Genomic DNA, 19,380 nt, shown 5'->3' on the forward strand with positions numbered 1-19,380 from the left:
CCGGCGGTGCCGCCCTGTGGGCGCGGACCGCCGCCGGGGTGACCGGCAGCAACCGACGACGGCGGAGAACCGAGGAATGACGGAGGCAATGAGCGCACCACCGCACAGGACTCGCCCGGCCGGCCCGGGGCGCGCGCTGCCCGACACCCAGCAGGGCATGCGTCGCCGCAACCTCTCGCGGGTGATGCACACCGTCGGCGCCGAGGGGCCGCTGTCCCGCGCCGCCGTCGCCTCACGCATCGGCCTGACCCGTGCGGCGGTGTCCACGCTGGTCGACGAGCTGATCCGCTCGGGCCTGCTGGAGGAACTGGGGCCCGAGCGGCCGGGACGCGTGGGCCGTCCCGGTTCGGCGCTGGCCGTGAGCGGACACGGTCCCGCGGGCATCGGCGCCGAGGTGGGCGTCGACCACCTCGCGGTCTGCGCGGTCGACCTGCGCGGCCGGGTCCGCGCGCGGGCGGTACGGCACATCCCGAACCGGGACCGCTCCCCCGAGCCGGTGCTCGGCGACCTCACCGAGCTGATACACCGGGTCGTCGCCGAGACCGAGGGCGAGGGCCTGTGGCCGGCGGGGCTCGCCGTGGCCGTACCGGGTCTGGTGGCCCGCGACGCCCGGACCGTCGTACGCGCCCCGAACCTCGGCTGGCTCGACACGGACCTCTCGGACCTGCTGCCCGCGAAGCTGCCGCTCACCGTGGCCAACGAAGCCAACTTCGGCGCCCTGGCCGAGCTGTGGCTCGGCGAGGGCACCCCGCGCGACTTCCTCCATGTGTCCGCCGAGATCGGTATCGGTGCCGCGGTCGTCGTGGACGGGCGGCTGCTGCACGGCAACCGCGGCTTCGCGGGCGAGCTGGGCCATGTGCCGGTGTGGCCCGACGGGCCGGCGTGCGCCTGCGGCGGGCGCGGCTGTCTGGAGCAGTACGCCGGTGAGGAGGCGGTGCTGCGCGCGGCCGGGCTGGAGCCGGGCGAGGACCGCGTCGGTCTCCTCGCGGGCCGCGCCGAGCAGGGCGACGCGGAGGTACGGCGCGCCCTGCACGACGCGGGAACGGCGCTCGGAATCGCCCTGACCGGCGCCGTGAACCTGCTGGACCCGGAGAACGTGGTGCTGGGCGGTGCCCTCTCCGGGCTCGCTCCCTGGCTCCTGCCCTCCCTGCGCTCGGAACTGGCCCGGCGTACCGCGGGACCGGCCTGCCCCGTCTCGGTGTCCGCGCTGGGCCCCGAGGGCCCGCTGCTGGGCGCGGCGCACTCCGTGGTCCGTGGGGTGCTGGACGATCCGGCGGCCGTGGCCGAGCGGGTCTGACGCACGGTCCGGCACACCCTCCAGGCACGCCGAGCCGGCCCTCGTGGGTGCGACTACCGCCGAGTCACCGGCGTGGCCTCACGGCCGGAGACTGCCGACGATGTCGGCGGTCGCCGTGAGGCCGCTGTGGATCGTGGGCGCGATGCTCGTGCTGGCCAGATAGAAGCCGAGCAGCAGACAGACCAGCGCGTGGGAGACCTTCAGTCCGCTGTTGCGCAGGAAGATCACCGCCAGTACCGAGAGCAGCAGCACCACAGAGATGGAAACGGCCATCGTCAACCTCCTCCGCCACATCCGATTCGCGGCGTTCGGCCGCAAGTGTGGCGTAGCGGAGGGTTCGTCCGGGCTGCTCGGCTGTCCTCCGAACGTGTGGTGTCATGCCCTCCGGTGGGCGTCGAGGAAGGATTCGAGCCCCGCGAGGTCGTCGGTGTTGAGGTGGTCGACGTCCGCCGCGACCAGTTCGCCCCACAGCGCGTCACGGGCGGGGCCCGGCAGGTCCGGTGTGGCCCAGAAGCGCACCCGCTGCCCGCGCGCGTGTGCGGTGCGCACGATGCCGCGCAGTTTCCGGCGTTCGGCGTCGGGGAAGGGCCCGACGCCCTGCCAGGTGAAGTTGAGCGTCCAGTTGTCGCTGATCAGCGGGACGAACGAGGCCCGGGCGGGGCTGCCGAGGTCGGTGAGCCGGCCGTCGTAGAAGGCGCGGCGCACCCGTTGGGCCTCCATGGGCGCGCGAGCCGCGCGGTCGCCGGAGATGACGGCGGTGACCGGCCCGGGAATCACCCTGCCGTGCACACAGGTGGTGAACAGGTGCCGGTAGCGGCGCAGACGGCGGTCGAGTTCCAGATAGGTGGACGCGCCCTCGGTCTTGATGTCGACCAGCAGTTGGAGCGCTCTGCGGTGCCCGAGGTACACCGAACCGCGGTTCGCGCGGACCCGCGCGGCGAGCGGATCGAGGTAGAGGGATTCGAGGGTGCGGGAGGGGTCGAGGTCCTCGGGGTCGTGGGCGACCAGGAGTTGGCCGCCCACCAGGAAGATGTCCGCCTCGACGCTCCCGAAGCGGTGGTCCAGGGCGTCGAGCAGGGGACGGGGGTGTTCGTAGTCGTTGTGGGCGTGGGCGCGCCACAACGGGCGCGGACGGTGCTTCTGTTCGCCTGCCAGCGCCTGGGTCGCGGGCAGTGCGACCGAACCGGCGAGGGCGGCGCCGAGGGTGGTGAGGGCTCTGCGACGGGTGGTGAGGGCCATGCTCTGCCTCCCTGGAAGTGCCGTAGGTGACCTCAGTGAGTATGAGGTCCGGCTGCGGTCAAGGAGCAGTGCCGTGCGGGGAGTTGGCCGACGCGCCGCCGTGTGTTCACCTCGCCCCGGTGGGGCGCGCGAGGAAGCCCGCCCCCTGGGGGACGGGCTTCCGGCGCGGGGCGGGTCCAGCCGGTCAGGGTGCGCGCAGGTCGACCAGTTCGGCGAGCGTCTCGCGGTGGGCGCCCGCCGTGCCGTGCGCGATCGAGTCGGCCTTGGCCCGCTTGAGGCACAGGTGCACGGGGTGTTCCCACGTCATACCGATGCCGCCGTGCAGTTGCAGTGCCTCCTCGGCGGCGCGGACCGCGACGGGCGCGGCGTAGGCCTGGGCGACGGCGACGGCCATGTCGGCGTCCTCACCGGTGGCCAGGGCGTCGGCGGCGTTGCGCGCGGCCGCGCGGAGGCCGGCCACATCCAGCCACAGCTGGGCGAGCCGGTGCTTGAGGGCCTGGAATCCGCCGACGGGGCGGTTGAACTGCTTGCGGTCCTTCAGGTAGCGGACGGTCTCGGTCAGCGACCGGTCCGCGAGGCCGAGTTGCTCCGAGGCGAGCAGTCCGGCGCCGGCCCGCAGGGCGCGGCGTACGGCGGGTTCCGCTTCACCGAGGCGGCGTCCCGGGACGCCGTGGAGGGAGATCCGGGCGAGGGGCCGGGTGAGGTCCAGGGACGTCTGCGGGGTGACGATGACGCTGTCGGCCTCCACGGCGTACAGCCCGCCGTCGTCCGCCGGCACGAGCAGTACGTCGGCGACGGCGGCGTCCGCGATGCCGGTCAGCTCCCCGTGCAGGGCGCCGTTGTCCAGCCGTACGGTGGCGAACGCGGCGCCGGGAGCCAGGTGCAGCCCCACGGCGAGGGCACCGATCCGGCGCCCGGCCGCCAGGCCGGCGAGCAGTTCGCCCGCCGCCTCGCAGGCCAGCAGCGCCTCGGTGGCCACCACGGCGCTGGTCAGATACGGCACCGGAGCGACCGCGCGCCCCAGCTCCTCCAGCACCACCGCGGCTTCCCGGTGGGTGGCGCCCTGACCGTCCCTGTCCTCGGGGACCAGCAGGCCGGCGAGGCCCATGCCCTCGGCGAGCGCCTTCCACAGGGACAGGTCGTGCGGGGCGTCCGACTCGCAGCGGGCGATCACGTCAGCCGCGTCGCAGTGGTCGGTGAGCAGGTCCCGGACGGCGGCGCGCAGCGCCTCTTCCTCCTCGGAGTACAGCAGGTCCGGCTGTGTGCTCATCGGGCCAGGTCCTTCCATGCGACGTCCTTGTCGGTGCGCGGCTCGGCCGGGAGGCCCAGGACGCGCTCGGCGACGATGTTGAGCAGGACCTCACTGGTCCCGCCCTCGATGCTGTTGCCCTTGGAGCGGAGGTAGCGGTAGCCGGCGTCGCGCCCGGTGAAGTCGACCAGTTCGGGACGGCGCATGGTCCAGTCGTCGTACAGCAGGCCCTCCTCTCCGCGCAGTTCCACCTCCAGGCCGCTGATCTCCTGGTTGAGGCGGGCGAAGGCGAGTTTCATGCCGGCGCCCTCGGGGCCGGGCTGGCCGGCGACGAGCTGCTGGCGCAGGCGTTCGCCGGTGAGCCGGGCGACCTCGGCGTCGACCCAGAGCTTCAGCAGCCGCTGGTGCAGATCGTGGGTGCGCAGTTCGGGGCGTTCGCGCCAGGTCTTCGAGACCGGGCCGATCATGCCGCCCTCGCGGGGCAGCCGCATGCCGCCGATGGCCACGCGCTCGTTGTTGAGGGTGGTCTGCGCGACCCGCCAGCCCTCACCGGTCCCGCCCAGACGGTGGGCGTCGGGGATCCGCACGCCGGTGAGGAAGACCTCGTTGAACTCGGCCTCGCCGGTGATCTGGCGCAGGGGCCGCACGTCGACACCGGGGTCGGTCATGTCGCAGACGAAGTAGGTGATGCCGCGGTGCTTGGGCACGTCGGGGTCGGTGCGGGCGATGAGGATGGCCCAGCGGGCGAGATGGGCGCTGGACGTCCACACCTTCTGCCCGTTGACCACCCACTCGTCGCCTTCACGGACGGCGCGGGTGCCGAGCGCGGCCAGGTCGGAGCCGGCGCCGGGCTCACTGAAGAGCTGGCACCAGACCTCCTCGCCGGTCCACAGGGGCTTCAGGAAGCGCGCCTTCTGCTCCTCGGTGCCGTACTGGAGGATGGTCGGCGCGGCCATGCCCAGGCCGATGCCGATGCGGCGCGGGTCGTTGTCGGGGGCTCCGGCGGCCTGGAGTTCGGCGTCGACGACGGGCTGGAGGGAACGCGGGAGGCCGAGTCCGCCGAGCCCTTCGGGGAAGTGCACCCAGGCGAGGCCGGCGTCGAAGCGGGCGCGCAGGAAGTCGAGGCGGCCGGTGTCCGCGGGCGGGTGGGCGGCCAGCAACTCCTGGGCGCGGCGGCGCAGTTCGGCGGCGTCGGTCATGCGGCGGCTCCGTTCTCCAGCGAGGGCAGTACGGCGACCCGCCCGGTGGTGAGACCGTCGGCGACCCGCTGCACGGCGTCGGCGGCCCCCGCGAGCGGGACGCGCTCGCTCACCAGCGGCTTGATCGCGCCCTGGGCGGCGAGGCCGGTGAGCTGCTCGTGGCAGTGCTGGACCAGCTTGGGGTTCCTGGTGTTGTACAGGCCCCAGTGCAGGCCCAGGATCGCGTAGTTCTTGACCAGGGCGTGGTTCAGGGCCGGGCTGGGGATGGACCCGCTCGCGAAGCCGACGACGACGATCCGACCCTCGAAGGCGACGGTCTTGGCGGACTGGGTGTAGGCCTCGCCGCCCACCGGGTCGAACACCACGTCCGCGCCCCGTCCGCCGGTGGCCTCCTTGACCGCGGCGACGACGTCCTGTTCGCGCCGGTCGATCACCGTGTCGCAGCCCAGTTCGCGGGCGACGGCCGCCTTCGCGGCGCCGCCGACCACACCGATGACGGTGGCGCCGGCCGCCTTGCCGAGCTGCACGGCGGCGCTGCCGACGCCACCCGCGGCGGCGTGGACGAGCAGGGTCTCGCCGGCCTCCAGGCGGGCCCGCCGGTGCAGGGCGAACCAGCCCGTCTGGTACCCGATGTGCAGAGCCGCGGCCTGGGCGTCGTCCAGCGCGTCCGGGGCGGGCAGCAGGGCGGCGGCGTCCGCGACGGCGTACTCGGCGAAGCCGCCGTGGGGCAGGGCGGGGTTGGCGATCACCCGGCGCCCGTCCTCGGTCTCGCCGCAGATCTCCACACCCGGGGTGAACGGCAGGGGCGGCCTGACCTGGTACTGACCCCGGCACATCAGGGCGTCCGGGAAATTGATGTTGGCGGCGCGCACCTTCAGCAGGACCTGTCCCGCACCGGGAGCCGGCCGCTCCGCCTCCACGAGGCGCATCACCTCGCCCGGCTCGCCGAGCTCGTGCACTTGCCATGCCTGCATGCGGGGCCTCCACGGGACTGTGAACGACATGTTCGCCGGACCGGATGCACCGCATACTAAGCGGTCGCTTGCCCATCGGGGAACAGTCTCGTCCCTCACATCCGCCGATCGCCGGTGTCAGCCCCGTCGTGGACGTGCCCGCACGTGCATCCGCTCCCCCTGGGGACCGAACAGACTGAGGAACTCCACGGGCCCTTCGCCCGTCGACCCGAACCAGTGCGGCACGCGCGTGTCGAACTCGGCCGCCTCCCCCGCGACCAGCACCACGTCGTGCTCGCCGAGCACCAGCCGCAGTTTGCCGGACATCACGTACAGCCACTCGTAGCCCTCGTGGGTGCGCGGTTCGGGTTCGAGCCTCCGCTTCGGTTCGAGCACCTTGTACGCCTGGAGCCCGCCGGGCTGGCGGGTGAGCGGCCAGTGGGTGCGGCCGTAGCGCTGGATCGGCTCGGACGCGCGGATGCGCGGATCCCCGACCGGCGGGGCACCGACCAGTTCGTCCAGCGGCACCTGGTGGGCCTGCGCGATCGGCAGGAGCAGTTCGAGACTGGGTTTGCGCAGCCCGGACTCCAGCCGCGAGAGGGTGCTGACGGATATGCCGGTCGCCTCCGACAGCGCCGCGAGGGTGACCTCGCGCTCCTTCCTGATCCGCCGCAGCCGGGGTCCCACATCCGCGAGAACGTCTTCGGTCGTCATACCGCTATTGCAGGATCGGCAAAGTTGTTTGTCAATGCGGCAGTGCTGAGCGACCGTCGTCCCAGGAGGTGGTCACGATGAACAAGACGGACCGCAACGAGATCCACGACGTGGTGGTCGTCGGCGGCGGGGCGGCGGGACTGTCCGCCGCGCTGGTGCTGGGCCGGGCCCGGCAGCGCACCCTGGTGGTCGACGCGGGCGAGCCGCGCAACGCGCCCTCGGCGCACATGCAGGGATACCTGTCCCGGGACGGAATGTCCCCGGCCGAGTTCCTCGCGCTGGGCCGGGAGGAGATCGCACGCTACGGCGTCGAGCTGGTCCGGGACCGGGTCACGGACGTCACCAGGGGCGAGGACTTCACCGTCGTGCTCGAGGCGGGAGGGGTCGTCCGTGCCCGGCGGCTGATCGTCGCCACCGGGCTGAAGGACGAACTGCCGGACGTCCCCGGCGTCGCCGAGCGCTTCGGGCAGGACGTGCTGCACTGCCCGTTCTGCCATGGCTGGGAGGTGCGCGACGAGCCCTTCGGGGTGCTCGCGTCGAGCGCGATGAGCGTGCACCAGGCGCTGATGGTGTCCCAGTGGTCGAAGGACGTCACCTTCTTCCTGCACCGGGTCGCCGAGGAGGACCTGACCGACCAGGACCTGCGCCGGCTGGCCGCCGCCGGAGTCGACGTGGTGCCCGGTGAGGTGGCGGAGCTGGTGGTCGAGGACGGCCGGTTCGCCGGGGTGCGGCTGGCCGACGGCACCACGCACGCACGCTCGGTGCTCTTCGTCGGCCCCCGCCCGCTGCCGCAGACCAGCCTGCTGGAGAGGCTGGGCGCCGAGATGAACGAGACACCGTTCGGCGCGTACCCGGTCGTCGACCCGACCGGCCTGACCACGGTGCCCGGGGTCTGGGCAGCGGGCAACGCGATCGGTTTCGCCGAGCAGGTCGTGCACGCGGCGAGCGGCGGCTACCGCGCGGCGGCCGCGATCGTCGGGGACCTGCTGATGAGCCGTCTGGACGCAGCGGTCGACGGATAGGCACCGGACGGCCGGGGTGTGGGGCGTCCGCCTCCGTAGCACCATGGCTGCATGCTGCTCTCCCGGCTGGCCCGTGTGTCCCAGGAGGTCGCCGCCACCTCGGCGCGGTCCCGGAAGATCGCTCTGCTCGCCGAGCTGTTCCGGGAGGCGGAGGCGGACGACGTGCCGGTCGTCATCCCGTATCTGGCGGGCCGGCTGCCGCAGGGGCGCATCGGCGTCGGCTGGAAGGTGCTGAGCCGTCCGGTCGCCCCCGCCGCCGAGCCGTCCCTGACCGTGCGCGAGGTCGACGCCCTGCTCACCGCGCTGGGCAAGGTGTCAGGGCCGGGCTCCCAGGCCGAGCGGGCCCGGCTGGTGGGTGAGCTGCTGGGCGCGTCCACCGAGGACGAGCAGCGGTTCCTGTTCGGGCTGCTCACCGGCGAGGTCCGCCAGGGGGCCCTGGACGCGGTCGCGGTGGAAGGGCTGGCGCGGGCGACGGGGGCCGGGGCGGCCGAGGTACGGCGGGCGGTGATGCTGGCCGGGTCCCTCCAGTCGGTGGCCGAGGCGCTGCTCGCGGACGGCCCCGGGGCGTTGGAGCGGTTCCGGCTCACCGTCGGGCGCCCGGTGCTGCCGATGCTGGCGCACAGTGCCTCCTCGGTGGCCGAGGCGGTCGGGAAGCTGGGGGCCTGCGCCGTCGAGGAGAAGCTCGACGGCATCCGCGTCCAGGTCCACCGTGACGGGGACACCGTGCGTGTGCACACCCGCACCCTGGACGACATCACCGGCCGGCTGCCGGAAGTGACGGCGGCGGTCCTGGAGTTGGAGGGCGAGCGGTTCATCCTGGACGGGGAGGTCATCTCCTTCGGCGACGACGGCCGCCCCCGCTCGTTCCAGGAGACCGCCGGACGGGTCGGCTCCCGGGTGGACGTCGCCACGGCCGCCCGGGAGGTGCCCGTCTCCCCCGTCTTCTTCGACGCGCTGTCCATCGGCGGCCGCGACCTGCTGGACCTGCCGTTCTCCGAGCGGCACGCGGAACTGGCCCGGCTCGTCCCGGAACCGATGCGGGTGCGGCGCACCGTGGTGTCCGGCCCCGGGGACCTGGAAGCGGCCGAGGAGTTCCTGGCCGAGACGCTCGAACGCGGCCACGAGGGCGTCGTGACCAAGGGCCTGGACGCTCCCTACAGCGCGGGCCGACGGGGCGCGTCCTGGCTGAAGGTCAAGCCCGTGCACACGCTCGACCTGGTGGTGCTGGCCGCCGAGTGGGGCCACGGCCGCCGCACCGGCAAGCTCTCCAATCTGCACCTGGGCGCGCGTACCGCCGACGGCGGCTTCGCCATGCTCGGCAAGACCTTCAAGGGCATGACCGACGCGATGCTGGCGTGGCAGACCGAGCGGCTGCGGGAGCTGGCGGTCGACGAGAGCGGTCACGTCGTGACCGTGCGCCCCGAGCTCGTCGTGGAGATCGCCTACGACGGCCTCCAGCGTTCCACCCGCTACCCGGCCGGAGTCACCCTCCGCTTCGCCCGTGTGATCCGCTATCGCGAGGACAAGCGCCCCGAGGACGCGGACACCGTGGAGGCCCTGCTCGCCGCGCACCCCGGGGTACGGCCGTGAAGCGCTCCCGGCGCAGCGCCGGTCTGCTGTTGTTCCGGCACACCCCTCAGGGCCTCGAGGTATTGCTCGGTCATATGGGCGGCCCGTTCTTCGGGCGGCGGGAGACCGGGGCGTGGACCGTACCTAAGGGCGAGTACGACCCCGGGGAGCCGGCCTGGGAGGCGGCGCGCCGCGAGTTCGAGGAGGAGCTGGGGTTGCCGCCGCCGGACGGTGAGGCCGTCCCGCTCGGGGAGGTCCGGCAGGCCGGCGGGAAGACCGTGACGGTTTGGGCGGTCGGGGCCGACCTCGACCCGGCGACGGTGGTGCCCGGCACGTTCGAGATGGAGTGGCCGCCGAAGTCGGGGCGGATCCAGGAGTTCCCGGAGCTGGACCGGGTCGCGTGGTTCACCCTGGACCGGGCCCGGAAAGTGATCGTCTCCGCGCAGACCGCGTTTCTCGACCGCCTGGCGGAGCACTCGCCCTGAGGAGGCATCCCGCGTTGCGCCGCCCACCGCCGCGCGGGAAGGTCAGAAGGCACAGCCCGTCCCCAGGGAGGTCAGCGATGCACATCGCCACGGTGAATCCGGCGAACGGCGAGACCGTCAAGACGTACCACCCCATGGACGAGGAGGAGATCGGGCACCGGATCCAGCTCGCGGAGGCCACCTTCCGGACGTACCGGACGACGGCCTTCGAGGAGCGTGCCCGTCTGATGCACCGGGCCGCCGAGATCCTCGACGAGGACCAGGAGTCCATCGGCCGGGTGATCACCACGGAGATGGGCAAGCCGGTCAGGCAGGCGCGCGCGGAGGCCGCGAAGTGCGCCAAGGCGATGCACTGGTACGCCGATCACGCGGCGGAACTCCTCGCCGACGAGGAACCCGACGCCTCCGACGTGAAGGACTCCGGCGCCTCCCGGGTCCTGGTGCGCTACCGGCCGCTGGGTCCGGTGCTCGCCGTGATGCCGTGGAACTTCCCGCTGTGGCAGGTGGTGCGGTTCGCGGCGCCCGCGCTGATGGCGGGCAACGTGGGCCTGCTCAAGCACGCTTCGAACGTGCCGCAGACCGCCCTGTATCTGGAGGATCTGTTCCACCGCGCGGGCTTCACCGAGGGCTGCTTCCAGACGCTACTCATCGGCTCCGCCGCGGTCGACGACATCCTGCGGGACGAGCGGGTGAAGGCGGCCACCCTGACCGGGAGCGAGCCCGCGGGCCGCGCGGTCGCCTCCACCGCCGGGGAGATGATCAAGAAGACGGTGCTGGAGCTGGGCGGCAGCGATCCGTACGTGGTCATGCCCTCCGCGGATCTGGACCGGGCCGCCGAGGTGGCGGTGACCGCGCGGACGCAGAACACCGGGCAGTCCTGCATCGCCGCGAAGCGGTTCATCGTGCACACGGACGTGTACGACGCCTTTGCCGAGCGCTTCACGGCCGGCATGAAGGCGCTGAAGGTCGGCGACCCCATGGACGAGGAGACGGACGTCGGCCCGCTCTCCAGCGAGCAGGGCCGCAACGATCTGGAGGAACTCGTCGACGACGCCGTACGGGCCGGCGCCACCGTGCTGTGCGGCGGCGAGCGCCCCGAAGGGCCGGGCTGGTTCTATCCGCCGACCGTGCTGGCCGGCATCGGCCGGGAGATGCGCATCCACCGGGAGGAGGCCTTCGGCCCGGTCGCCACGCTGTATCGCGCGGCGGACATCGACGAGGCGGTCCTGATCGCCAATGACACCTCCTTCGGACTGAGTTCCAACGTCTGGACGCGCGACGAGGCCGAGGTCGACCGGTTCGTCCGGGACCTGGAGGCGGGCAGTGTGTTCGTGAACGGGATGACGGCGTCCCACCCTGCGTTCCCCTTCGGAGGGATCAAGCGGTCGGGGTACGGGCGTGAGCTGTCCGGGCACGGAATCCGCGAGTTCTGCAACATCACCACGGTTTGGCAGGGTGCGTGATGCCCGCCCGACTACGATCCCGACTGTGAACCGCGAAGTGACTCTTCCGCTGATCGTCGACGACCGCGGGACCCTGCAGGTTGCCGCCGCGGACGTCAGCAAGCTGCTGCGTACGGTGGGCGGGCGGTGGGTTCGGCTTGTCGAGGCGGGGGAGGACGGGCTCGACGAGGACACGGTCGCTGCGCTGACGATCGAGCTGGCGAAGCTTGCCGACCGGATCGACGTCGCGTGCATCGCCCACAGCAGTGGGGGTGCGCCGTAGTCGGGTGCGGGTCCGTCGTGGTTTTTCGCGCAGTTCCCCGCGCCCCTAGGTGTGCTGTCCGAGCGTTGCCCAGAACTTCGCCTCGTACGCCTGGAGCAGACGGGCGTACACGCGGGCGCGGTTCTCGTCGAGGCGGCCCTCGGCCGACGCAGCCCGGACCGCGTTGACACCCGCGTCGTCCAGGTCGGGAGCCGGTCGCGCGAAGAAGTCGAAGAAGGCGCAGGCTTCTTCCGTGAAGCCGTAGTGGGTGCGAAGGGCCTTGGCGATGGTGGCGCAGTAGCCGCCCCAGGCGGAGAAGTTCGCCGTCAGGGCCAGGACCACGTCCGGCGGTTCGGCGTTCAGGGCCAGCCAGGCGACGTACGCCGGGTACGACTGGCAGCCCGGCAGGGGTTCGTACGCCTCCGCCCCGGCCTCGTCCACGCCGCACGCGGCCGTGAACGTCTCCAGGTGTTCCGCCGCCAGGCACTCGCCCTCGGCCAGGGCGGTGAAGTACGCGGCCGCATGCGGGCCGGACCGCTGCGCCAGGTGCTGGAAGGCGCGGCGGTCCGCCGGGATCACCCAGCGCTGTTCCAGCGCCAGGGCGGCCAGGACGGCGCGGTCCGCCTCGCCCCGGGCGATCAGCGGGACCAGCGGGTTGGACCCGGGAACCGGCGCGCATTCCCTGGTGGTCGTCTCCAGCAGTTCCCTGGCCGTGTCCGTCATCGCGTCCTCCGTCGCTCGGTCACACCCGAGCGTTTCCCGGAACCGGGGCGCGGGTAACCCGGCGGCGCCGCGCACCGCCGGGTCGTCCAGGGGCCGTGTCAGCGGATCGGCATGCCCGACAGGGTGCGGGCGATCACCAGGCGCTGGATCTCGCTCGTTCCCTCGAAGATCGTGTAGATGGCGGCGTCGCGGTGCATCCGCTCGACCGGGTACTCGCGCGTGTAGCCGTTGCCGCCGAGGATCTGTATCGCCTGCGCGGTGACCTTCTTGGCCGTCTCGCTGGCGAACAGCTTGGACATCGAGCCCTCGGCCGCCGTGAAGGGCTTGCCGTTGATCGCCATCCAGGAGGCACGCCACACGAGGAGACGGGCTGCGTCGATCTGGGTGCGCATGTCCGCGAGCTGGAAGGCGACGCCCTGGTTGTCGATGATCGGGCGGCCGAACTGCTCGCGGGTGGTGGCGTACTCCAGGGCGACCTCGTACGCCGCGCGGGCGGTGCCCACGGCCATGGCGCCGACAGCGGGGCGGGACGCCTCGAAGGTGGCCATGGCGGCGTTCTTCACGCGCTCACCACCCTGCTTCGCCTTCTCGCGTGCGCGGGCGAGGCGCTCGTCCAGCTTCTCCTTGCCGCCGAGCAGGCAGGAGCCGGGGACGCGCACGTTGTCCAGGATGACCTCGGCGGTGTGCGAGGCGCGGATGCCGTGCTTCTTGAACTTCTGGCCCTGGGAACAGCCGGGGGTGCCCGGCGGGATGATGAAGGAGGCGTGGCCCTTGGAGCCGAGCTCCGGGTCGACCACCGCCACCACCACGTGGACGTTGGCGATGCCCCCGTTGGTCGCCCAGGTCTTGGTGCCGTTGATGACCCACTCGTCCTTGGCCTCGTCGTACACCGCGCGGGTGCGCATCGAGGCCACGTCCGAGCCGGCGTCGGGTTCGGAGGAGCAGAAGGCGGCCACCTTGACATCGTTGGCGTCGCCGTACATCTGAGGGATCCAGGTGCCGATCTGCTCCTCGGTGCCGTTGGCGAGGACGCCCACGGCGGCGAGGCCGGTGCCGACGATCGACAGGGCGATGCCCGCGTCGCCCCAGAACAGCTCCTCCATGGCCATCGGAATACCGAGGCCGCTTGCGTCGAAGTACTGCTGGGCGTAGAAGTCCAGGGAGTAGATGCCGACCTTGGCGGCCTCCTGGATGACCGGCCAGGGAGTCTCCTCACGCTCGTCCCATTCGGCGGCCGCGGGCCGGATGACATCGGCGGCGAAGCCGTGCAGCCAGTCGCGGACCTCCTTCTGTTCGTCGTTGAGCTCCATGGTGAACTCGGCCATGACTCCTCCAGCGGCGCACGTGCATGTTACTTGCGGTAACCCGAGTCTGTTACTGGCGGGTAGGAAAAGTCAACTCCTCAGGGCGGTCCGTATCCCGTTCGATGAACGTGGATCCGTCAGTGTTAGTTTGCGCAGGCGTCACCGAATCAGCACGGGTGGGGAGAGCTCATGGACACCACACAGCGGACCGATCAGCAGCGTTCGGCCGACCGACGCCGGCGCGAGCTGCTCGAGGCCGCCGACCGAGTGGTGCTGCGCGACGGCCCGGGGGCCTCGATGAACGCGATCGCCGCCGAGGCCGGCATCACCAAGCCGATCCTCTACCGGCACTTCGGTGACAAGGGAGGACTCTACGCGGCCCTGGCCAAGCGGCACACCGACGCGCTGCTGGATTCGCTGCGGGCCGCGCTGGACGCCCCGGCCGACCGCCGGGAGCGGGTCGAGGCCACGCTGGACACGTATCTGTCGGCGATCGAGGCGCGCCCCCAGGTGTACCGGTTCCTGATGCATCCCGCGGAGGGATCGCCGAGCGACCAGGGCTTCGATGTCGGCAAGCACTCGGCGCCGCTGCTGCGACGCATGGGCGAGGAACTGGCGCAGGTGATCGAGGAGCGGCTGGACCTCGGGCCGGACAGCCAGCAGCTGGCCCGGGTGTGGGGGCACGGCATCGTCGGCATGATGCACGCGGCCGGTGACTGGTGGCTCGGCGAACGCCCCTGCTCCCGGGCGGAGCTGGTGCGCAGCCTGGCGGATCTGCTGTGGGGGCGGCTCGCGGCCGCGGGCGACAAGGTGGGCGGCCCGGGGTTCTGAATCCCCCGGTCACCGGGCGTGCCGGTTCCAGGGGGCCCGGCTCGCCCGGCGCATCAGCCTGCGGCGCCGCCACCCCGTCAGACGGTCGGCGTAGATGCCGCCCTCCAGGTGGTCGCACTCGTGCTGCAGGCACCGGGCGAAGAACCCGGTGCCGTGGACGGTGACCGGTTCCCCGGTCACCGTGACGCCCTCGACGACCGCGTGGTCGTACCGTTCCGTACCCGCCTCCAGGCCGGGCAGCGACAGACAGCCCTCCGGGCCGCGCAGCACCACCCCGTCCGTCTCGACCAGCCGCGGGTTCACCACATGGCCCCGGTGCCTGACGTCCTCGTCGTCCGGGCAGTCGTAGACGAAGACCCGCAGCGGCTCGCCGATCTGGTTGGCGGCCAGGCCCACGCCCTGCGCCGCGTACATCGTCGCGAACAAGTCCTCCACCAGACGGCCGAGTTGCGGGCCGAACTCGGTGACCTCCCGACAGGGCGCGTGCAGCACCGGATCGCCGAGCAGGGTGAGGGGGCGCACGCGTCCGTGGACGCCGGGGATGGAGCCGTGTCGCATGGCGGCAAGAGTACGGTCCTTCCAGCAGCGCCCGTCTCACGATGGTGCCGCGGTTCTGGAGTGCGAATGGATCTCGATAGGCTGAGGTCTCACCACGTGGCCGTCAGGCACGGACGCGGCGCGTACGCAAGGAGGATCGAGAACTGATGGCAGGCAACTCGGACCCGCTCTCGCCACGGGCCAAGCTGGCCGTGACCGCGGGCAAGGCGGTCGCAGCGGCATCCCGCGCCGCCGGGCGCGGCAGCGGGTCGGTGATCGGCGGCCGGGTGGCACTCAAGCTCGACCCCGATCTCCTCGCCCGGCTCGCGCAGAACCTGGACTGCGTCCTGGTCTCGGCGACCAACGGCAAGACCACCACGACCCGGCTCATCGCGGAGGCGCTCCGGGCCGCGGGACCGGTCGTCTCCAACGCGCTCGGCGCCAACATGCCGGCCGGCATCACCTCGGCGCTCGCCGGCGGCTCGGACGCGAAGTTCGGCGTCATCGAGGTCGACGAGAAGTACCTGGCCGGTGTCGCCCGGGACACCGACCCGAAGTGCATCGCCCTGCTCAACCTCTCCCGCGACCAGCTCGACCGCGCCGCCGAGACCCGGATGCTCGCGGAGAACTGGCGCGAGGGCCTGACCGGCTCCAAGGCCGTCATCGTCGCCAACGCCGACGACCCGCTGGTGGTGTGGGCCGCCTCCTCCTCCCCCAACGTGATCTGGGTCGCCGCCGGCCAGATGTGGAAGGACGACGCCTGGTCCTGCCCGTCGTGCGGCGGTGTGATGCAGCGTCCGGGCGACGACTGGTTCTGCGGCGAGTGCGGCTTCCGCCGGCCGACCCCGAGCTGGGCGCTCTCCGGCGACCACGTGCTCGATCCGCACGGCTCCGCCTGGCCGATCCACCTCCAGCTGCCGGGCCGCGCCAACAAGGCCAACGCCGCGAGCTCCGCCGCCGTCGCCGCCGTCTTCGGGGTGCCGCCGCAGGTCGCGCTGGAGCGCATGTACCAGGTGCAGGCCGTGGCCGGCCGCTACGACGTGGTCCAGTTCGAGGGCCGTGATCTGCGTCTGCTGCTCGCCAAGAACCCCGCGGGCTGGCTCGAGACGTTCTCACTGATCGATCCGCCGCCGACCCCGGTGATCCTTTCGGTGAACGCCCGCTCCGCCGACGGCACCGACACCTCCTGGCTGTGGGACGTGGACTACACGCGGCTCACCGGCCACCCGATCTGCGTCGTCGGCGACCGGAAGCTGGACCTGGCGGTGCGGCTGGAGGTCGCCAACCAGCAGTTCCAGGTCTGCGAGAACCTCGACCAGGCGGTCCAGCTGTGCCCGCCGGGACGGATCGAGGTCATCGCCAACTACACCGCGTTCCAGGACCTGCGCCGCCGCGTCGGCAACTGACCACCACACCTCAGGGGACTTGAAGTGAGCGACAACCAGCTGCGGGTCGTCTGGATCTACCCGGACCTGCTCAGCACGTACGGCGACCAGGGCAACGTGCTCGTCGTGGAGCGCCGGGCGCGGCAGCGCGGCCTGGACGTGGCACGGCTCGACGTACGCAGCGACCAGCCGATCCCGACCTCCGGCGACATCTACCTGATCGGCGGCGGCGAGGACCGCCCGCAGCGGCTGGCCGCCGAGCGGCTGCGCCGGGACGGCGGTCTGCACCGCGCGGTGGAGAACGGCGCGATCGTGTTCTCGGTGTGCGCCGGCTACCAGATCCTCGGCCATGAGTTCATCAACGACCTCGGCCAGCGCGAGCCGGGTCTCGGACTGCTCGACGTGGTCTCGGTGCGCGGTGAGGGCGCCCGGTGCGTGGGCGACGTGCTGGCGGACATCAGCCCGCAACTCGGCCTGCCCCCGCTGACCGGGTTCGAGAACCACCAGGGCGTCACCCACCTGGGTCCCACGGCCCGCCCGTTCGCCCAGGTCCGCTTCGGCAACGGCAACGGCACGGGGGACGGCACGGAGGGCGCGTTCAACGACACCGTGTTCGGCACGTACATGCACGGTCCCGTGCTGGCCCGCAACCCCCAGATCGCGGACCTGCTGCTGAAGCTGGCGCTCGATGTCAACGCGCTGCCGCCGACCGACGACCGCTGGTACGAGGCGCTGCGCAACGAGCGCATCGCGGCAGCGCAGCAGCCCGCCTGAGGCGTCCGGAGCACGGGACACCCCGGCCGCCGGGCGGGCCCGGACGGGCCCGTCTGACGGCTGCTCCGCACAGGTGAGCGGGGTCGTCCAGCAGGCGGACGCCAGGTGCGGTCCCGCCCCCCGAAGCCGCTAGGGTGGCGGGGATCGAGCCGGACAGCGCGGTCCGGTCCCGGCCCACATCGAGAAGGTTGTTTCGGGCTATGCGCATTGGTGTCCTCACGTCCGGCGGCGACTGCCCCGGCCTGAACGCCGTCATCCGGTCCGTCGTGCACCGCGCCGTCGTCGACCACGGCGACGAGGTCATCGGCTTCCGGGACGGGTGGAAGGGCCTCCTGGAGTGCGACTACCTCAAGCTCGACCTCGACGCGGTGAGCGGCATCCTCGCCCGCGGCGGCACCATCCTCGGCTCCTCCCGGGTGCGCCCCGAGCATCTGCGGGACGGTGTGGAGCGGGCCAAGGGGCACGTCCAGGAGCTCGGCCTCGACGCCATCATCCCGATCGGCGGCGAGGGCACGCTCAAGGCGGCCCGGCTGCTCTCCGACAACGGCCTGCCGATAGTCGGTGTGCCGAAGACCATCGACAACGACATCGCCGTCACCGACGTCACCTTCGGTTTCGACACCGCCGTCGGGGTGGCGACCGAGGCCCTGGACCGGCTGAAGACCACCGCCGAGTCCCATCAGCGGGTGCTGATCGTCGAGGTCATGGGCCGTCACACCGGCTGGATCGCGCTGCACTCCGGGATGGCGGCCGGCGCGCACGCCATCGTCGTGCCCGAACGGCCCTTCGACATCGACGAGCTGACCGCGAAGGTCGGCGAGCGGTTCTCGGCCGGGAAGCGGTTCGCGATCGTCGTCGCGGCGGAGGGAGCCAAGCCGAAGGCCGGCACCATGGACTTCGACGAGGGCGGCAAGGACATGTACGGCCACGAACGGTTCGCCGGTATCGCCCGGCAGCTCTCGCTGGAGCTGGAGTCGCGGCTCGGCAAGGAGGCACGGCCGGTGATCCTCGGTCATGTGCAGCGCGGCGGGACGCCCACGGCGTACGACCGCGTGCTCGCCACCCGGTTCGGGTGGCACGCGGTGGAGGCGGTACACCGGGGCGAGTTCGGACGGATGACCGCGCTGCGGGGCACCGACATCGTGATGGTGTCCCTCGCGGAGGCGGTGGAGACGCTGAAGACGGTGCCGGAAGCGCGGTACGCGGAGGCGGAGTGCGTGCTGTGAGCGTGCGGCGCCGGTGAGAACTCTCCGAGACGGGTTCACTGCGGTCTGCGGGCCGTAGGGGGCTTGTCGCGCAGTTCCCCGCGCCCCTGAGGGTGTCCCGCCGACCCCGGTCACAGGTGTGGCCGGGGTCGGCCGTACCCTGTGTGCGGACAGACCGCGTACAACCCCCACGAACTGGAGCCGGCGGATGGATCACAGCGGGCACGGCATGACCATGGATCTGCCGCCGTTCACGCTGGGGCGAGCGCTCGCCTGGTCGGCGGATCCCTTCTTCCTCCTCGCCTGTCTGCTCGGGCTGGCGCTGTACGGCTGGGGCGTGGTCCGGCTGGCGCGGCGCGGTGACAAGTGGCCGGTGGGGCGCACCGTGGCGTTCGTCGCCGGTGTGCTGAGCATCGGGCTCATGATGTGCACCAAGCTGAACGACTACGGCATGGTCATGTTCAGCGTGCACATGGTGCAGCACATGGTGATCAGCATGGTGTCGCCGATCCTGATCCTGCTCGGTGCCCCGATCACGCTGGCGCTGCGCGCCCTGCCGCCGGCCGCGCGCGGCCGCAAGGGGCCGCGCGAGCTGCTGCTGATGCTCCTGCACAGCCGTTACATGCGGCTCATCACCCACCCGGTGTTCACCATTCCGCTGTTCATCGCAAGCCTGTACGGCCTGTACTTCACCCCGCTGTTCGACTTCCTGATGGGCTCCAGGGTGGGGCACGTCGCGATGATGGTGCATTTCCTCGCCGTCGGGCTGGTCTTCTTCTGGCCGATCATGGGCGTGGACCCGGGCCCCCACCGGCCGGGCTATCTGATGCGCATGCTGGAACTCTTCGCGGGCATGCCGTTCCACGCGTTCTTCGGTATCGCGCTGATGATGGCGTCGACGCCGATGGTCACGACGTTCGAGAACCCGCCCGCCTCACTCGCCGTCGACGCGCTGTCCGACCAGAACGCGGCCGGCGGCATCGCCTGGGCGTTCAGCGAGGTTCCCTCCGTCCTGGTGCTGATCGCGCTGCTGTTCCAGTGGTACGCCTCCGACCAGCGGCAGGCGAAGCGCCAGGACCGCGCGGCGGACCGGGACGGAGACAAGGAACTCGAGGCGTACAACGCCTATCTGGCCTCACTGCACGCACAGCGGAACTGAATTCACCGATTTCCCCGTCCCCTTGAACGGG

The 19,380-nt window shown here is 72.0% G+C and carries 20 protein-coding genes; 11 read left to right on the forward strand and 9 right to left on the reverse strand.

Going from position 1 to position 19,380, the window contains the following annotated elements; all coding sequences use genetic code 11:
* The first annotated feature begins 88 nt into the window (after positions 1-88).
* Complete coding sequence (locus ACZ44S_RS15315) at positions 89-1,297, forward strand: ROK family protein (RefSeq protein ID WP_466928803.1); 1,209 nt, start codon at positions 89-91, stop codon at positions 1,295-1,297.
* Positions 1,298-1,375: 78 nt separating this feature from the next.
* Here ACZ44S_RS15315 and ACZ44S_RS15320 read toward each other — a convergent pair whose 3' ends face one another.
* From ACZ44S_RS15320 to ACZ44S_RS15345, 6 genes are all read right to left on the reverse strand, one after another.
* Positions 1,376-1,570, reverse strand: coding sequence for a hypothetical protein (locus tag ACZ44S_RS15320; protein ID WP_125508696.1), 195 nt, complete (start codon positions 1,568-1,570; stop codon positions 1,376-1,378).
* A gap of 102 nt (positions 1,571-1,672) precedes the next feature.
* On the reverse strand, positions 1,673-2,536 hold the full coding sequence (locus ACZ44S_RS15325) for a phosphatidylinositol-specific phospholipase C/glycerophosphodiester phosphodiesterase family protein (RefSeq protein WP_466928805.1): 864 nt from the start codon (positions 2,534-2,536) through the stop codon (positions 1,673-1,675).
* 184 nt (positions 2,537-2,720) lie between these two features.
* Positions 2,721-3,806: an acyl-CoA dehydrogenase family protein gene (locus ACZ44S_RS15330; RefSeq protein WP_466928808.1), complete on the reverse strand. Its 1,086-nt coding sequence runs from the start codon at positions 3,804-3,806 to the stop codon at positions 2,721-2,723.
* Entirely contained in the window at positions 3,803-4,984 is a 1,182-nt protein-coding gene (locus ACZ44S_RS15335) for an acyl-CoA dehydrogenase family protein (protein ID WP_466928810.1), read from the reverse strand. The genes ACZ44S_RS15330 and ACZ44S_RS15335 overlap by 4 nt, the downstream gene beginning before the upstream one ends.
* Positions 4,981-5,958 carry an NADPH:quinone oxidoreductase family protein gene (locus ACZ44S_RS15340; RefSeq protein ID WP_466928813.1) on the reverse strand — a complete coding sequence of 326 codons (978 nt, stop codon included), beginning with the start codon at positions 5,956-5,958 and terminating at the stop codon, positions 4,981-4,983. Before ACZ44S_RS15340 ends, ACZ44S_RS15335 begins: the two co-directional genes overlap by 4 nt.
* A 117-nt stretch (positions 5,959-6,075) precedes the next feature.
* Positions 6,076-6,651, reverse strand: coding sequence for a helix-turn-helix domain-containing protein (locus tag ACZ44S_RS15345; RefSeq protein ID WP_466928816.1), 576 nt, complete (start codon positions 6,649-6,651; stop codon positions 6,076-6,078).
* A gap of 77 nt (positions 6,652-6,728) precedes the next feature.
* On the opposite strand from ACZ44S_RS15345, the gene ACZ44S_RS15350 reads away from it, so the two are divergent.
* The 5 genes from ACZ44S_RS15350 to ACZ44S_RS15370 all read left to right on the forward strand — a co-directional run bounded on the left by ACZ44S_RS15350 (position 6,729) and on the right by ACZ44S_RS15370 (position 11,452).
* Positions 6,729-7,673 carry an NAD(P)/FAD-dependent oxidoreductase gene (locus tag ACZ44S_RS15350; protein WP_466928818.1) on the forward strand — a complete coding sequence of 315 codons (945 nt, stop codon included), beginning with the start codon at positions 6,729-6,731 and terminating at the stop codon, positions 7,671-7,673.
* Between the two features lie 51 nt (positions 7,674-7,724).
* Complete coding sequence (locus ACZ44S_RS15355) at positions 7,725-9,263, forward strand: ATP-dependent DNA ligase (protein ID WP_466928821.1); 1,539 nt, start codon at positions 7,725-7,727, stop codon at positions 9,261-9,263.
* Positions 9,260-9,727, forward strand: a complete 468-nt coding sequence (locus tag ACZ44S_RS15360) for an NUDIX hydrolase (RefSeq protein WP_466928824.1) — start codon at positions 9,260-9,262, stop codon at positions 9,725-9,727. Before ACZ44S_RS15355 ends, ACZ44S_RS15360 begins: the two co-directional genes overlap by 4 nt.
* Positions 9,728-9,804: 77 nt before the next feature.
* The gene (locus tag ACZ44S_RS15365; RefSeq protein WP_466928826.1) at positions 9,805-11,190 is read left to right on the forward strand and encodes an NADP-dependent succinic semialdehyde dehydrogenase; all 1,386 of its coding nucleotides are present in this window, start codon (positions 9,805-9,807) and stop codon (positions 11,188-11,190) included.
* Between the two features lie 25 nt (positions 11,191-11,215).
* The gene (locus tag ACZ44S_RS15370) at positions 11,216-11,452 is read left to right on the forward strand and encodes a DUF6213 family protein (RefSeq protein WP_004991175.1); all 237 of its coding nucleotides are present in this window, start codon (positions 11,216-11,218) and stop codon (positions 11,450-11,452) included.
* 45 nt (positions 11,453-11,497) lie between these two features.
* Here the strand turns inward: ACZ44S_RS15370 and ACZ44S_RS15375 are convergent, their stop codons facing one another.
* Positions 11,498-12,154 (reverse strand): thiaminase II/PqqC family protein, encoded by a 657-nt coding sequence (locus tag ACZ44S_RS15375; RefSeq protein ID WP_466928829.1) that lies wholly within the window; start codon positions 12,152-12,154, stop codon positions 11,498-11,500.
* 98 nt (positions 12,155-12,252) lie between these two features.
* Complete coding sequence (locus ACZ44S_RS15380) at positions 12,253-13,479, reverse strand: acyl-CoA dehydrogenase family protein (RefSeq protein WP_466928831.1); 1,227 nt, start codon at positions 13,477-13,479, stop codon at positions 12,253-12,255.
* Positions 13,480-13,647: 168 nt separating this feature from the next.
* On the opposite strand from ACZ44S_RS15380, the gene ACZ44S_RS15385 reads away from it, so the two are divergent.
* On the forward strand, positions 13,648-14,289 hold the full coding sequence (locus tag ACZ44S_RS15385; protein ID WP_466928833.1) for a TetR/AcrR family transcriptional regulator: 642 nt from the start codon (positions 13,648-13,650) through the stop codon (positions 14,287-14,289).
* Positions 14,290-14,298: 9 nt separating this feature from the next.
* Here ACZ44S_RS15385 and def read toward each other — a convergent pair whose 3' ends face one another.
* Positions 14,299-14,847, reverse strand: a complete 549-nt coding sequence (gene def / locus ACZ44S_RS15390; protein ID WP_466928835.1) for a peptide deformylase — start codon at positions 14,845-14,847, stop codon at positions 14,299-14,301.
* A gap of 146 nt (positions 14,848-14,993) precedes the next feature.
* On the opposite strand from def, the gene ACZ44S_RS15395 reads away from it, so the two are divergent.
* From ACZ44S_RS15395 to ACZ44S_RS15410, 4 genes are all read left to right on the forward strand, one after another.
* Positions 14,994-16,232: a MurT ligase domain-containing protein gene (locus tag ACZ44S_RS15395; RefSeq protein WP_466928837.1), complete on the forward strand. Its 1,239-nt coding sequence runs from the start codon at positions 14,994-14,996 to the stop codon at positions 16,230-16,232.
* Between the two features lie 24 nt (positions 16,233-16,256).
* Complete coding sequence (locus tag ACZ44S_RS15400; protein WP_125508665.1) at positions 16,257-16,985, forward strand: type 1 glutamine amidotransferase; 729 nt, start codon at positions 16,257-16,259, stop codon at positions 16,983-16,985.
* Between the two features lie 200 nt (positions 16,986-17,185).
* Positions 17,186-18,211 carry a 6-phosphofructokinase gene (locus ACZ44S_RS15405; RefSeq protein WP_466928840.1) on the forward strand — a complete coding sequence of 342 codons (1,026 nt, stop codon included), beginning with the start codon at positions 17,186-17,188 and terminating at the stop codon, positions 18,209-18,211.
* Positions 18,212-18,398: 187 nt separating this feature from the next.
* Positions 18,399-19,349: a cytochrome c oxidase assembly protein gene (locus ACZ44S_RS15410; RefSeq protein WP_466928841.1), complete on the forward strand. Its 951-nt coding sequence runs from the start codon at positions 18,399-18,401 to the stop codon at positions 19,347-19,349.
* Positions 19,350-19,380 lie beyond the last annotated feature (31 nt).

Source organism: Streptomyces malachitofuscus, from assembly GCF_055571035.1.